Genomic DNA, 15480 nt, shown 5'->3' on the forward strand with positions numbered 1-15480 from the left:
ATAGCCATCGGCCTTTTTTTATTTTCAGCCCTCTGCACAAGGTTCTTTAGACCGCAAATAAAAAAGAATTTTGTAACTCTCCAAACAGCCACTTTCGACGCGGAAATGTTCCGGCTCGGTTTGGACGGGTTAAACCGCAGGACAAGGAAGTCCAGCTGGTGCCAGCAAGGAGGAAATCATGGCAATGTATATCAACACTAACGTCCCTTCACTCACGGCTCAGAGATATCTGGGACAGACAAACAACGCAGTAAGTAAATCCCTTGAAAGACTTTCAAGCGGTCTCAGAATCAACTCAGCCTCTGATGATGCATCAGGTTTGGCGATATCTGAGAAATTGAGAGGTCAGATATCTGGTCTCAAAAGAGCCTCTCTTAACGCCCAGGACGGTATATCACTTCTTCAGACAGCGGAAGGCGGACTGCAGAACATACAGGATATGCTCCAGCGTATGAGAGAACTTGCTGTACAGGCGGGTAACGGTACTTATACCACCAACGACAGAGCGGAAATCCAGAAGGAAGTGGACCAGCTTAAAGAAGAAATCAACCGTATATCTTCTTCAACAGAGTTCAACACTAAGAAACTTCTTAACGGAGACGCAACAGCTCTTTGGTCGTCAGACAGCTCAGACATAGACGTAATAGTTAAGAGCGCAGTAGCCGAAGGCAACTACAACCTTAACGTTACAGTAGACCCCGGTCAGAACTACGTTTACAAATCAGACGTAATGAGCCTTAACGAAGGCGCAATCGGTGCAGAGATCACAACAGCCGGCGGAACAGCTAATGATTCCAACGTAAGCGGCGTAAGTGATCCTATATCCATAGCTGCAACAGGAGATGACTATCTTTCAGTTACAGTGGCCTCTTCAGACGGTTCAGCCACAGCGAACGTTACTTCAGAAGTAGTAGGCTTCCACAGGCAGTCAACGTCAGTGTTTACCAACACAATGGCAGTGAGTGCAACTTCTACTATAGGTTCCGGTTATCTTGTTGTTGAAGCCGGTGAGAACCTTGAAGTTGATGATCTTGCAGACGGTGCTACAGCAGCCTTTACTCTTACATTTGTTGACTCCAAGACCGGAGAGATCAGCACAGTTTCAGCAGTTGGTACATGGGTTGATGCAGATAACGCATTCACTTTTGATCTCGGCACTCTCGGCGGAGCAACAGCCGGAGACGACATGACATGGACAGTGGGTGCTGGTGCGGTTCTTCAGGAAGGCGACAAGATTATGAGCAGCGTTTCAGCGTCTTATGACAATGCGAACGTTGCAACTTCCGGTGGTTCTATCAAGGTAGGGGACAGCGGTCCTACGATAGTTTATAGCGGCGCTGACGAAGAAAACAGTCTTACACTTGAAAATGAAGATAACGATGTAACAGTTCATGTTGCTTCTCTTAATGCAGAGACAGGCAACCTTGATGTTGGCAGCCTTACTTTTACTTTCAAAGCATCTCTTGAAGACGGTGACGGAGATGAGCTTGGTGTAACGAAAGGCGGAACATTTGATGTTAAGATAGCCGGCGGCGGCGAAGCAGCCACCAGTACGACTAAACTTAAAGATATCGCAAGATTCACAACAGATGACGGAGTAAACATTTTCTCTTCCGGCGCTCAGGAGCTTACTATTTTCGGAAACGGCACTTCATCTACCATCTATCTTGAGGGAGATGACACAGTTGCGGAATTCGAGCAGAAACTCAGTGATGCTATAGTCGGCCTCGGCATGGGAGCAACTTCAGAAACCAGCGAACAGGCTGCAACGGTTAATAACAACCTTGTGAACTATGTTTCCAGCGGTGATGTTACCAAGAATTCAAATGAAGCCCTTGCAGGTACATTTGTAATCCAGACTGCACGCCTCGGCGATGAAAGCAGACTCTCTTTCATAGGCGACCAGAACCTTATCAACGCTCTTTCACTTGCCACAATTCAGGAAGGTGAAAACAGCGAAACCACTATCAAGGTTACTGATGCTCACACAGGCGCTTTTATCGGTTCTGACAACGTAAGTGACGGAACCCTCAGAGGCGTTATCGGCGGTGTTGATGTGAAAATATCCAGCAACGTTGGTGTTGATGCTTCATGGGACTCAACTAAGAAAGAGATGACATTCACAGCCACTGGCGAAACAGAAGACATTAAACTTCACCTTGTTGACAACGCAATGAAAATGCAGATAGGTGCTAACGAAGGTCAGACTATTCTTACGAACATTCCTCAGATCAATACCTCATCACTTGGTATCGACGATGTTCTTATGGTTGACCAGGATCTTGCTCAGAGTTCAATCACTAAGCTTGATAAGGCACTCAGCACAGTATCCGGCGTGAGAGCGACCATCGGTGCGCAGATCAACAGACTTGAATACACCATGACAGGTCTTGACACCACCAGAGAGAACCTGACAGCAGCAGAATCAAGGATTCGTGACCTTGACATAGCAGATGAAATGGCTAAGTTCACAAAGAACCAGATTCTTATGCAGTCAAACATCGGAATGCTTGCTCAGGCTAACAGCCTTCCGCAGATGGCTCTTTCTCTTCTCGGTTAATAAAATATTCTTCTTACGGGCGGCTAATAACCGCCCGTAAGGACTATTTGTAGTGAAAGATTATATAGGTGTTATCATGATTGAATCTGTAAAGAACGTTCAAGCAGGTACACCTGATGCGGGCAGCGGAGCAAAAGTACAGAATACTGAGAGTGTTTCGCAGTCAAAAAAACTGGTTAATGAAAAACTCTTCGGCAACGCTGCCGAAAAGGTGGACACAGAAAAAGAAAAAAAAGTTAAACAGGAAGATGTTGAAATTGCAGTTGAGATACTTAATGAGGGCTTGAAATCACTTGATGTTAAGAGAGAGTTCAGCGTCGAAAAACAGCTCAATGAAGTGATTGTAAAGCTTATTGATAAGGATCAGGGCAGTGTGATCAAACAGATTCCTTCTGAAGAGGCCTTAAGGCTTTCGAGAAATATTAAAGAGATGGTCGGACTTATACTTGATGAAAGGTTCTGAACATCTTTTAAATTACAATAACCAGAGGCAGAGCGGTGATTATCTTGCTGCTCTGTCTTTTTATTGATGAAACCAATATTAGTCGAGTTGTTCCTATTTAAGTACAATCTGAAATAAAATTATTATCTCTAATAACTCTATATTTTTAGTTTATAATGAGTAATTATTGCTTATTAAGCTAATATTATTATCTTTTAAGCAATTTTCTGCATTATTGATATTTATTATAATCAAGCATTGTTTTGCACTTTTATCTAAAGTTATTCCCGGTATTTTCGATACTTGATACATACAGAGAAAAAGCTGCAAACGCTAAAAACATGAATGCAGTTTTTTAAAAGATACAAAAATATGAACGGTACTGAAACAGTCAGACCGATGTCAGGTTTACCCTGTCATCGGTCTTTTTTTTTCAAAAATTTCAGTGACGGCATATTTCATGGAGGTGCTGATACGAAAGATTTTTTCTCGTATTCGTGTTCCCTCTTAGGGGTAGGGTTTTAACAGTTTTTATAACCAAGAGTAAAAACGGCATGGATGCCGGGCCATTTAGACACAAGGAGGTATAAAATGGCAATGTATATCAACACTAACGTCCCTTCACTCACAGCTCAGAGATATTTGGGACAGACAAACAACGCGGTAAGTAAATCCCTTGAAAGACTTTCAAGCGGTCTCAGGATCAACTCAGCCTCTGACGACGCATCAGGTTTGGCGATATCTGAGAAATTGAGAGGTCAGATATCTGGTCTCAAAAGAGCCTCTCTTAACGCCCAGGACGGTATATCGCTTCTTCAGACAGCAGAAGGCGGACTGCAGAACATACAGGATATGCTCCAGCGTATGAGAGAACTTGCTGTACAGGCGGGTAACGGTACTTATACCACCAACGACAGAGCGGAAATCCAGAAGGAAGTGGACCAGCTTAAAGAAGAAATCAACCGTATATCTTCTTCAACAGAGTTCAACACTAAGAAACTTCTTAACGGAGACGCAACAGCTCTTTGGTCGTCAGACAGCTCAGACATAGACGTAATAGTTAAGAGCGCAGTAGCCGAAGGCAACTACAACCTTAACGTTACAGTAGACCCCGGTCAGAACTACGTTTACAAATCAGACGTAATGAGCCTTAACGAAGGCGCAATCGGTGCAGAGATCACAACAGCCGGCGGAACAGCTAATGACTCCAATGTAAGCGCAGTAAGTAATCCTGTATCCATAGCTGCAACAGGAGATGACTATCTTTCAGTTACAGTGGCCTCTTCAGACGGTTCAGCCACAGCGAACGTTACTTCAGAAGTAGTAGGCTTCCACAGGCAGTCAACGTCAGTGTTTACCAACACAATGGCAGTGAGTGCAACTTCTACTATCGGTTCCGGTTATCTTGTTGTTGAAGCCGGTGAGAACCTTGAAGTTGATGATCTTGCAGACGGTGCTACAGCAGCCTTTACTCTTACATTTGTTGACTCCAAGACCGGAGAGATCAGCACAGTTTCAGCAGTTGGTACATGGGTTGATGCAGATAACGCATTCGCTTTTGATCTCGGCACTCTCGGCGGAGCAACAGCCGGAGACGAAATGACATGGACAGTGGGTGCCGGTGCGGTTCTTCAGGAAGGCGACAAGCTGATGAGCAGCGTTTCAGCGTCTTATGACAATGCGAATGTTGCAACTTCCGGCGGTTCTATCAAGGTAGGGGACAGCGGTCCTACGATAGTTTATAGCGGCGCTGACGAAGACAACAGTCTTACACTTGAAAATGAAGATAACGATGTAACAGTTCATGTTGCTTCTCTTAACGCAGAGACAGGCAACCTTGATGTTGGCAGCCTTACTTTTACTTTCAAAGCATCTCTTGAAGACGGTGACGGAGATGAACTTGGTGTAACTACGGGCGGAACATTTGATGTTAAGATAGCCGGCGGCGGCGAAGCAGCCACCAGCACGACTAAGCTTAAAGATATCGCAAGATTCACAACAGATGACGGAGTAAACATTTTCTCTTCCGGCGCTCAGGAGCTTACTATTTTCGGAAACGGCACTTCATCTACCATCTATCTTGAGGGAGATGACACAGTTGCGGAATTCGAGCAGAAACTCAGTAATGCTATAGTCGGCCTCGGCATGGGAGCAACTTCAGATACCAGCGATCAGGCTGCAACAGTGAACAACAACCTTGTGAACTATGTTTCCAGCGGTGATGTTACCAAGAATTCAAATGAAGCCCTTGCAGGTACATTTGTAATCCAGACTGCACGCCTCGGCGATGACAGCAAGCTCTCTTTCATAGGCGACCAGAACCTTATCAACGCTCTTTCACTTGCCACAATTCAGGAAGGTGAAAACAGCGAAACCACTATCAAGGTTACTGATGCTCACACAGGCGCTTTTATCGGTTCTGATCAGGTGAACGATTCCACTCTCAGAGGCGTTATCGGCGGTGTTGATGTGAAAGTTAACAGTAATGTCGGAGTGGACATTGCTTGGGACTCAACTAAGAAAGAGATGACATTCAGCGCCACTGGCGAAAGTGAAGACATTAAACTTCACCTTGTTGACAGCGCAATGAAAATGCAGATAGGTGCTAACGAAGGTCAGACTATCCTTACGAACATTCCTCAGATCAATACCACATCACTTGGTATAGATGATGTTCTTATGGTTGACCAGGATCTTGCTCAGAGTTCAATCACTAAGCTTGATAAGGCACTCAGCACAGTATCCGGCGTAAGAGCAACCATTGGTGCGCAGATCAACAGGCTTGAATACACCATGACAGGTCTTGACACCACCAGAGAGAACCTGACAGCAGCAGAATCAAGGATTCGTGACCTTGACATAGCAGATGAAATGGCTAAGTTCACAAAGAACCAGATTCTTATGCAGTCAAACATCGGAATGCTTGCTCAGGCTAACAGCCTTCCGCAGATGGCTCTTTCTCTTCTCGGTTAAGGGAACGTACAATAATAAATTAAGAAAGGCGGTGGTCAGCCCACCGCCTTTTTTTGTCTTTTTAGCTTCTGTAATCGGCGTTTATAGAGATATATTCTTTGGTAAAGTCGCATGTGTAGACAGTTTTTGAGGCTGTGCCTTCCTTGAGGTCAACAGTTATCTCAATATCAGTCTTTTTCATTATCGCTGCTGCCTTAGGTTCCAGTGCATAGTCAATAATCACTCCGTTTTCAGCGTATTTCAGATCTTCAAAATACAAGTCAACGTTGTCCTGTCTGCATGCTATTCCGCATGCGCCAACAGTTGCGAAAATTCTTCCCCAGTTCGGATCTTCCCCGTGCAGCATTGTTTTTACCAAAGGAGAATTAGCCAGAGCGAAGGCGCATTTTTTCGCATCTTCATCAGTCGCAGCATTTACAACCTTAAAAGTGCAGAACTTTGTTGCTCCTTCTCCGTCTCTCACTATCATTTTGGCAAGCTCTACGCATATGGTTTTAACAGCTTCAAAAAATTCATCCCTGTTAGGAATCACACCGCTCATGCCGTTTGCAAAGAGAAATACAGTGTCATTGGTACTCATATCTCCGTCAACAGTTATGCTGTTAAAGCTGTCTGCCATTGCGTAGTTAAGGGCATCCTGCAATGTGTCCTGTTTGACTGCGGCGTCAGTTGTGATAAATGCCAGCATTGTTGCCATTGAGGGAGCTATCATACCCGCTCCTTTTGCTGCTCCGGCAACAACATAGGCACCGTTAGGGGTTTCCACCAGCACGGCGTATTCCTTTTTAACAGCATCTGTGGTCATAATTGCTTCTGCAAACTCCGTAGAGTTGGATGAGTCAAGCTCATCAATAAGTTCACTTGCCTTGGATGCCATTTTATCCACAGGAAGCTGAACCCCGATTACTCCGGTGGAGGATATAAGCACCGCTTTTTCATCCACACCAAGCTCATCAGCAAAAGCCGCTGTGATCTCATTGCATGCGGCAAGCCCTTTTTCTCCTGTGCAGGCGTTTGCGTTTCCGCTGTTTACCACTATTGCACTGAATTTGCCTTCTTTCCCAATAAGTTCCCGCCCGTGAATAACCGGAGCAGCGCAGAACTTGTTGGATGTAAATACAGCCGCAGCACTAAAAGGAACTTCTGAATAAAGAAGAGCCATATCCTTTTTGCCTTTACCGTTGCCCTTAATATCCGCAACAGCACTCGATGCCGAAAATCCCAAAGGTGCGCATATGCCAGCGTCTTTTATATGTTCCATGTTAAATCTCCTGAATTTGTTTCATTGTAATCTCTTAAGGAAACTTTTTAGGAACAAAGTTTCTCTAAAACCCTTCAAAAACTCACCTGCTTTGCATGACAGAATCAGTTTCTTTGGGAGAGAGTTTGAGAGAACCCGTTCTTTTTTGTGAAAGAAAGGGTTCTTTCAGTTAGAAAAAGTATTAAATCCCCTACAGCAGTCCTGTTGTTTCATCCAGTCCGCACATTACGTTCATGGACTGAACAGCGGCTCCGCTTGCTCCTTTGACGAGGTTATCTATCGCCGAGGTGATAACGAGTTTATCCGCTTTTTTAAACAGGGCTATATCTATAAAGTTAGTGTCACGCACATTGGCTGTGGCGGCGGTATTCCCGAAGTCAAGTATTCGGACAAACTTCCTGCCTTTGTAGAATGCTTTCAGGCATTCCGCCAGATTAAAAAGATCTGTGTGTGACCTTGCGTATATGGTGCTTTCTATCCCTTTATTAATAGGTGCAAGGTGGGGTGTGAATATAACATCCACATTTCTGCCCGATTTGCCGAGGATGAAATTTATTTCGGGGTTATGTCTGTGGTTGAGGACTCCGTATGCCTGAAAGTTTTCCTGCACGTTGCAGAAATGAGTTTTTTCGGACGGAGTTTTTCCAGCGCCTGTGATGCCTGATTTGCTGTCCGCAACTATGAATTCCCCGTCTATAAGTCCTTCTTTTAAAAGGGGATAAAGGGGCATGATCACTGACGTTGGGTAGCAGCCGGGTATTGCGGCGAGGTTTGCTGTTTTAAGCTGTTCGCCGAATATTTCAGGCATGCCGTAAACTGCTTCTGAGAAGAGTTCCTCTTTTTTGTGTGGAACTTTGTAAACGAATTCGTATAGCTCTTTGCTTCCCAACCGGAAGTCAGCACTTAAGTCTGCAACTTTTTTTCCTTTGGAGAGGAAGAAGGCTGCGGCTTCCTGACTTGCTGTGTGTGGCAGGCAGAGGAATACTGCATCAACTTTTTCTGCACATTTCTCATAATCATCGCTTTCAATTATATTATCGACAATGCCTCGGAGCTGTGGATAAACTGATGAATAGGGCGTACCCGCAAGCGATGTGCTGGTAAGCGATGCGATTTCAAATTCCGGATGTTTAGCAAGAATTTTAACCAGTTCAAATCCGGTGAACCCGGTGGCTCCGATAATTCCGATCTTCACAATATACCTCCGAGGGCTTGTCAGTGCAGGATATTAGCACCCGTTATATAAAATGTAAAGATAGCTGTTTTCCTTGCAAGGGTTAATGCTGTAGTATGGATGCATGAAGTTTCAGGTTTATATTCAGCCCGGAGCAAAGAAAAGCGGGTATGCCGGAGAGTTTGACGGAAAAGCAAAGATAAAGGTTGCGGCTCCGCCTGTGGAGGGTGCAGCTAATGAGGCTGTGATCCGGTTTTTTGCAAAAGCATTGAAACTGCCTAAATCGGCTGTGACAATATGCGCCGGAGAACTTTCTCGGCATAAAACGCTGGAAATCGATTCGGATATTACTGAAAGTGACGTGCTTGAGGCTCTTAAACGCCTATGATCATGATCCACATTATAAATGTGAGGATCGAGAAGCTGTGTGTGGTGACTATGGTGCTTGCGGTAAGGCGTGTGTTCCCGCCTAAGGCAGCGGCAAAAACATAGTTGACAGTGCCGGAGGGCGAAGAAAGCAGTACCACAAGAGCCTTTGCTCCGATTGACATTTCTATGCCCCACGCTTTCAGCATGAAGAAAGCTATTGCTGGTCCGACAATCATTTTAAAAAACGAACTCAATGAACTTAAAAACAAGTCATTTCTCATTGATTCCAGTGTGATGGTCGAACCGACACAGAACAGCGCAAGCGGCAGAGTGACTTCACTGATTATGGATATGGATTTCATCACGAAAGCAGGCATGGGAATGCCTATATATGAATACGCCAGACCGCCCATGCAGGCTATAGCGAGGGGGTTAAGAACGGCATTTCGCATCATGGGTACTATCTTTGTCTTGTCTCCGGAGGTAATGCTAAGTCCGATTATTGCTATCATGCTTACGTAGGGAACAATGAACGCCATGAGGACGCTTGCGTACATAAGTCCTTCCTGTCCGAAGACATAAAAGAACACCGGCAGACCCATGTTTGCATAATTGCCCCGGAAATTATTCATTGCGAATGTTCCGGTTATGTCAGGACTGAGGCGGAGTATTTTTGCGGTAATGAAGCTGAGGACAGCGACAACAAGCACTGATGCGAAAATTATTACCACCAGACGCCAGTCAAAAACCGCTCTGAGGTTTGAACGTGAAATGCTCAGAAACAGCAGAGCAGGCAGGGTAACTTTGAAGATAAGGGTATTGGACGAGGCTATGAACCTGTCATCGACTATTTTCATTCTTTTCAGCAGGTTGCCCACAGTAAGAACTATGAAAACCGGCAGCACCAGAAAGAATATTTCACTCATAGGAATATATAACCTGATTTATGTGATAAAGACAATGATGGTTTAACAGTGAAGTGATTAATACATACAAGGTAAACATTAATTAATATAGAATTAAACTGATTTACCGTGCTTGTATTTTTATCCTCATTGAAGTATAAATAATATATTAAATTTCGGCGGTGGAATAATGCCTGAATTAAGGGATATTTTCGGCGGAGCCAGCATGAAGTACTGGTACGTCGCATTTATAATCAGTATGGCATGGCTGGTGGCTTCTCTTGTGAACAGTGCTGCGGTCAGTCAGTATGAGCTGACCCTGTATGACAACGAGGGAAAGGTTATCGAAACAAAAATAGTTGACAAATACAGGCTTCAGACACCTGAGAGTCTTCCTGTCACCAAGTCATACAAGCCGATAAAGCCGGTGAGCTTCCTTTAGGCACGTTCTTCTGTTCGGAAAGTGTTTTTAACCTGCTTTCAGATTCGCAGGGGTAACGGGTGAGCTTGTTAAACACCCGAAACGGAGATGCTTTTGAAACCGGACAGTTTTGAAACCTACATGAGTTCTAAATTTAAGTGGATCTACAAAAAAGCGGATACCGCCGCTTACACTGAAGTTCTGCATAAACTCGGTATTCCTTTTTGCCTCTCCGAAGTATTTGTCAAAAAACAGCTTATTGATGAACAAACCATAGAGTGCTTTCTGGAGACACCTCTCAGGGAGCTTAACAGCCCTTTTAATCTCAAAGGAATGAAGATCGCCGTTGAGCGTATACGTCTTGCCCTGAAAAGGGGAGAGCGGATCTGCATATACGGTGATTATGATGTGGACGGGGTTACTTCTGTTTCACTGATGTATCTTTTCCTTACCGAGATAGGCGCTAATGCTGATTACTATATTCCCAACAGGCTTGAGGAAGGCTACGGGCTTAACCGTGAGGCAATGGACGAGATAGCCTCCCGGGGCACAAAGCTTATAATCACTGTTGACTGCGGCATAAACGCAGTGAATGAAGTTGCTTACGCATCTTCACTGGGTATGGATGTTATCATTACCGACCACCATCAGCCTGCGGAGATTATGCCTGAGGCTGCGCTCTGTATTATTAACCCGCTTCAGCCGGGGGATGAGTATGAATTTAAAGAACTTGCAGGGGTAGGGGTTGCGTTCAAGCTTGTTATGGGGCTGCGGTATTATCTGCGTGAGCAGGGGTGTTTCGACAAAGCCGCTCCGAATATCAAAAAATATCTGGACCTTGTAACTCTGGGCACAGTTGCTGATGTTGTTCCTATCGTTGGGGAAAACAGGATTTTTGTACGGCACGGGCTAGAACTTCTTTCTCAGAAATCCACAAGACCCGGAGTCAGCGAGCTTAAGAAAATCACTGGGCTGGACGGCTCAAGGGTAGGCACATCGCAGGTGGGCTTTGCTCTTGCGCCACGTATAAACGCAGTGGGCAGAATGGGCAGCAGCGACAAAGGCCTGCGTCTTCTTATTACCGACAACAGAGACGAAGCACGTTATCTCGCCCGTGAGCTTGATCAGGAAAACAAATACCGTCAGTCCATCGAAAAAGAGATCATCAGCGAATCTTACCAGATGATCGAAGATGAAGGACTTAATGAAAAATATAAAGGGCTTGTGCTTTACTCTGAGAGCTGGCATCAAGGCGTTATAGGTATAGTTGCCTCAAGGGTTGTGGAGAAGTTTCATAAGCCCACTATCATAATAACCGCTGAAAACGGTGTGGGCAAAGGCTCTGCACGGAGTATTCCCGCTTTTCATCTTTATGAAGGGCTGAAAAAGGTTGAAAGCCTTCTCATAACATTCGGCGGGCATAAATACGCCGCCGGACTCAAAGTTCAGATGAATAATATTTCCGAATTGAGAGAAAAATTCAACGAAGCTGTTGACACTTTGCTTTCCGAGAATGATTATATACCGGAGCTGGTTATTGATGCGTTTCTGGAACCGGATGATGTAAGTAAAGAGCTTTTGGACTGGCTGGACAGGATGCAGCCCTTCGGTGCAGGGAACAGGGAGCCTGTTTTCTGCATGAGAAACCTGCGTAAGGCTCAGCCGTTCTCCTATGTGGGCAAGGAGAAAACGCATCTTAAGATATATCTGGAGAAAAACGGCAGAGTATTTGACTGTATAGGCTATAATATGAGGGATTTTGAAGGGATGCTGATCTCTTCCGATTCGTTTGATATAGTTTTTACCCCTGTGCTTAACGGGTGGTACGGCGGCAAATATATTCAGCTTAATCTCAAAGATATTCGCCCTGCGGATGAAGATATATGACACACAAGAAGATTGTTCGCCTGATGGATATTCAGGACAAAATGATAAAAAACGGCGTTACTGCCGGTCTGGAAAAGGTGCATAAGGCATACGTTTATGCTGCGCAGAAGCACCGGGGACAGCTCCGCCAGAGCGGAGAACCCTATCTCTCCCACCCGCTGAATGTTGCCTACATCCTTGCTGAAATGAACATGGATGTGGATACTGTTATCGGCGGTCTTCTCCACGATACTCTTGAGGATACGGATGCGACATACGAAGAGGTGGCGTCGCTTTTCGGGGAGGATGTGGCGTTTATCGTCAACGGTGTCTCCAAAATAGGTCAGATAGAGTTTAAGTCCAAAGAGGAAAAGCAGGCGGAAAACTTCCGTAAAATGCTTGTTTCAATGTCGAAAGACGTCCGTGTAATCCTTATCAAACTCGCCGACAGGCTTCATAATATCAGCACTCTTGACTCTCTCCGGCAGGAAAAACAGGAGCGCATAGCTCAGGAAACAATGGATATCTACGCACCACTTGCTCACAGGCTTGGGATAGCGTGGATTAAGTGGGAGCTTGAAGACCGCTGTTTCCGCATTCTCAACCCTAAAATGTATTACGAAATCTATGAAAAGGTTAAGTACAAACGCGGTGAGCGTGAACAATACCTTATGGAAGTAATGCAGAAGATTATGAAGGAACTTGAGGTCAACGGAATCAAGGCTGAGATTCAGGGCAGACCCAAGCACTTTTACAGCATCTACAACAAGATGGTGAAGAAAGGGGCAAGCTTTGAGGAGATTTATGATCTCCTTGCCCTTAGGATCATGGTGGACAACGTGCCCCAGTGCTATGCGGTTATGGGTATAATCCATAATATCTGGAAGCCTATTCAGTCAAGGTTTAAGGACTATATCGCAATGCAGAAGTCCAACCTTTACCAGTCTCTCCACACCACTGTTGTGGGACCTAAAGGAATGGCTGTTGAGTTTCAGATCAGAACCCACGAGATGCACAAGGTTGCTGAAGAGGGTATCGCCGCCCACTGGAAATATAAGGAAGGCAAGGTATTTGACCCGCAGGAGGACAAAACCTTCCGCTGGCTCAGAGGGCTCCTTGAACAGCATGATCTTAAACGTCCCATCGACCTTGTGGAGGCTCTTAAGGAAGATATTCTGCCTACGCAGATTTATGTTTTCACTCCGAAGGGTGATGTTGTGGAACTGCCTGTGGGGTCTACTCCCATAGATTTTGCTTACTCAATCCATACAGATATAGGAAACATGTGTACCGGCGCAAAGGTTGACGGACGCATGGTGCCTCTGAAATACCGCCTGCGCAACGGTGACAGAGTCACTGTTCTTACCTCTCCCAACCATAAGCCCAGCCGTGACTGGCTCGGTTTTGTGAAGACAAGCAGAGCAAAGGTCAGAATACGCAACTTCATCAGGAAGGAAGAGCGTGACAGGGCTCTGGCTCAGGGTATCGACTTCCTCGACAGGGAGTTCAAACAATATTTTCTTGATTATCGTGAGATCTTTAACAAGGAAGCTAATGTCCGTAAAATTGCTTCTCATTTCAAGCTTAAAGATCTTGAAGATATATATGTTGCTGTTGGGTTCGGCAGGGTTTCACCGAGACAGATTGTTCATAATTTTGTTGAAGTTAAGGACAAAAAGAAAGACTCAGTCGGGAGCATGGAAGCTCCTGCTCCTAAGAAGAGCGAAGAGCCTTTTGTTATAGACGGCATAGATGATGTCCTTGTGAAGGTTGCGAAATGCTGCATGCCTCTGCCCGGAGATGATATTATCGGGTACATTTCAAGAGGAAGGGGTATAGTAATTCACAAGAAGGACTGCGAAAACATAGTCAACGGAAGTATAAACGAAGAAAGACTCACACCTGTTCAATGGAGCGATAAAAGGGTATTCAGAATGCCTGTTGCTATTAAAACAGTGGTGATCGACCGCCCCGGTGTGCTTTTTGATATAGCCAATATTATGAAGGAAATGGGGATTAATATATCAAACCTTTCTTCCGGCAAAGCTCCTGACGGGCTTTCCAAGCAGGATTTTACAATAGAGGTTCAGGATAAAAAGGAACTGAAAACGGTCGTGAATAAGCTCCGCAATATTGACGGCGTACAGGAAGTGCGGACAAATTAAGATCCGCATTTTTCTGAACGAATATTTTTGGCGGACACAAAAATATCCGCTGAAATTTCTTCCAGGAAATTTTTTTCAAAAAATTATTGATTTGTTTAAGGAAAAAGGGACAAAACCGCCTGCGGAAGAGAGCCGCAGGCAGAGTTAAATGTCTGTGATTAGGCTTTCTGAACTTTGCCTGCTTTAAGGCATTTTGTGCAGACTTTTTTCCTGACAACCTGTCCGTCTTCAATAACTCTCATCTTATGAACGTTGGGAAGGAAAACCCTTCTCGTAACGTTGTGAGCGTGGCTTATGTTGTGACCGAACATTGGTCCTTTACCGCAAACCTCACATCTTCTGGCCATGTTAATCCTCCGAATGTATGATAATTCTAAACCTTATACAATATTCAATGGTCTTGATCTAAAGAGCTTGAAATGCTAACATAACCCATATACCTGATCAAGAGTTTTTTTGCTTGTCAGTGCTTTTTTCGTGGGAAACGTAAATGTTCCCATGGATGGGAACACGCCGTGCGTAGCGAAGCCCTGCTTTGCAGGGTGCGAGCGTGTGGGTTAAAAACACAGGAAGTGTTTTTTAACCCTGTAAAGACAAGCTCAAGAGTTTTTTTGCTTGATGGTGCTTTTTTCGTGGGAAACGTAAATGTTCCCACGGATGGGAACACGCCGTGCGTAGCGAAGCCCTGCTTTTGCAGGGTGCGAGCGTGTGGGTTAAAAACACAGGAAGTGTTTTTTAACCCTGTAAAGACAAGCTCAAGAGTTTTTTTGCTTGTCAGTGCTTTTTTCGTGGGAAACGTAAATGTTCCCACGGATGGGAACACGCCGTGCGTAGCGAAGCCCTGCTTTGCAGGGTGCGAGCGTGTGGGTTAAAAACACAGGAAGTGTTTTTTAACCCTGTAATGACAAGCTCAAGAGTTTTTTTGCTTGTCAGTGCTTTTTTCGTGGCAAGTGTACATTTCCTGCTTTTGCAGTGCAGGTGAAAAATGCTTAATACGTTTTTTCACTTTGGTAATTAATGCAAAATAGTATATTTATTCTAAATAATTATTAATGAGGTTAATGTTATGGAAATAACAGCGAAAACAATTATTGCGGATGTGTTGAAGGCGTGTCCATCATCGGTGGAAGTTTTTGATAAATTTAATATGGGCTGCATGAGCTGCATGGGTGTTGCTAATGAAAGCATAGAAAAGGGCTCACGTATGCATGGACTTGATCCTGATGAAGTCGTGGCGGAGCTTGTTAAGTTTGTTGACGGCTGCAAATCATAAGAAAACACAAACAACTATACTCTTATAGAGATTACCCGCACCCCCTGAACGAATATTTTCAGGGGGTGTTT

At 44.7% G+C, this 15480-nt stretch carries 12 protein-coding genes; 8 read left to right on the plus strand and 4 right to left on the minus strand.

Going from position 1 to position 15480, the window contains the following annotated elements; all coding sequences use genetic code 11:
* Positions 1-178 precede the first annotated feature (178 nt).
* The 3 genes from ACYRYY_RS10645 (at position 179) to ACYRYY_RS10655 (ending at position 5975) form a co-directional block, all read left to right on the plus strand.
* On the plus strand, positions 179-2560 hold the full coding sequence (locus ACYRYY_RS10645) for a flagellin N-terminal helical domain-containing protein (RefSeq protein ID WP_460215578.1): 2382 nt from the start codon (positions 179-181) through the stop codon (positions 2558-2560).
* A 76-nt stretch (positions 2561-2636) separates the two neighbouring features.
* Complete coding sequence (locus ACYRYY_RS10650) at positions 2637-3023, plus strand: flagellar protein FlaG (protein ID WP_460215579.1); 387 nt, start codon at positions 2637-2639, stop codon at positions 3021-3023.
* 570 nt (positions 3024-3593) lie between these two features.
* Positions 3594-5975, plus strand: coding sequence for a flagellin N-terminal helical domain-containing protein (locus tag ACYRYY_RS10655; RefSeq protein WP_460215580.1), 2382 nt, complete (start codon positions 3594-3596; stop codon positions 5973-5975).
* A 61-nt stretch (positions 5976-6036) separates the two neighbouring features.
* Here ACYRYY_RS10655 and argJ read toward each other — a convergent pair whose 3' ends face one another.
* Entirely contained in the window at positions 6037-7236 is a 1200-nt protein-coding gene (gene argJ / locus ACYRYY_RS10660; RefSeq protein WP_460215581.1) for a bifunctional glutamate N-acetyltransferase/amino-acid acetyltransferase ArgJ, read from the minus strand.
* Positions 7237-7426: 190 nt separating this feature from the next.
* Complete coding sequence (gene argC, locus ACYRYY_RS10665) at positions 7427-8431, minus strand: N-acetyl-gamma-glutamyl-phosphate reductase (RefSeq protein ID WP_460215582.1); 1005 nt, start codon at positions 8429-8431, stop codon at positions 7427-7429.
* Positions 8432-8534: 103 nt separating this feature from the next.
* Between argC and ACYRYY_RS10670 the strand changes: the two genes are divergently transcribed.
* On the plus strand, positions 8535-8798 hold the full coding sequence (locus ACYRYY_RS10670) for a DUF167 domain-containing protein (RefSeq protein ID WP_460215583.1): 264 nt from the start codon (positions 8535-8537) through the stop codon (positions 8796-8798).
* On the opposite strand, the gene ACYRYY_RS10675 is transcribed toward ACYRYY_RS10670, so the two are convergent.
* The gene (locus ACYRYY_RS10675) at positions 8785-9705 is read right to left on the minus strand and encodes an AEC family transporter (RefSeq protein WP_460215584.1); all 921 of its coding nucleotides are present in this window, start codon (positions 9703-9705) and stop codon (positions 8785-8787) included. The genes ACYRYY_RS10670 and ACYRYY_RS10675 overlap by 14 nt on opposite strands.
* Before the next feature lie 169 nt (positions 9706-9874).
* Between ACYRYY_RS10675 and ACYRYY_RS10680 the strand changes: the two genes are divergently transcribed.
* The 3 genes from ACYRYY_RS10680 (at position 9875) to ACYRYY_RS10690 (ending at position 14136) form a co-directional block, all read left to right on the plus strand.
* The gene (locus tag ACYRYY_RS10680) at positions 9875-10126 is read left to right on the plus strand and encodes a hypothetical protein (RefSeq protein WP_460215585.1); all 252 of its coding nucleotides are present in this window, start codon (positions 9875-9877) and stop codon (positions 10124-10126) included.
* Positions 10127-10219: 93 nt separating this feature from the next.
* Positions 10220-11992 carry a single-stranded-DNA-specific exonuclease RecJ gene (gene recJ / locus ACYRYY_RS10685; RefSeq protein ID WP_460215586.1) on the plus strand — a complete coding sequence of 591 codons (1773 nt, stop codon included), beginning with the start codon at positions 10220-10222 and terminating at the stop codon, positions 11990-11992.
* Positions 11989-14136 (plus strand): RelA/SpoT family protein, encoded by a 2148-nt coding sequence (locus ACYRYY_RS10690; RefSeq protein ID WP_460215587.1) that lies wholly within the window; start codon positions 11989-11991, stop codon positions 14134-14136. The genes recJ and ACYRYY_RS10690 overlap by 4 nt, the downstream gene beginning before the upstream one ends.
* Positions 14137-14294: 158 nt before the next feature.
* Here the strand turns inward: ACYRYY_RS10690 and rpmB are convergent, their stop codons facing one another.
* The gene (gene rpmB, locus ACYRYY_RS10695) at positions 14295-14483 is read right to left on the minus strand and encodes a 50S ribosomal protein L28 (protein WP_265821963.1); all 189 of its coding nucleotides are present in this window, start codon (positions 14481-14483) and stop codon (positions 14295-14297) included.
* 719 nt (positions 14484-15202) lie between these two features.
* On the opposite strand from rpmB, the gene ACYRYY_RS10700 reads away from it, so the two are divergent.
* Positions 15203-15409, plus strand: coding sequence for a DUF1858 domain-containing protein (locus ACYRYY_RS10700; RefSeq protein ID WP_460215588.1), 207 nt, complete (start codon positions 15203-15205; stop codon positions 15407-15409).
* Positions 15410-15480 lie beyond the last annotated feature (71 nt).

It is taken from the genome of Geovibrio sp. ADMFC3 (genome assembly GCF_054687035.1).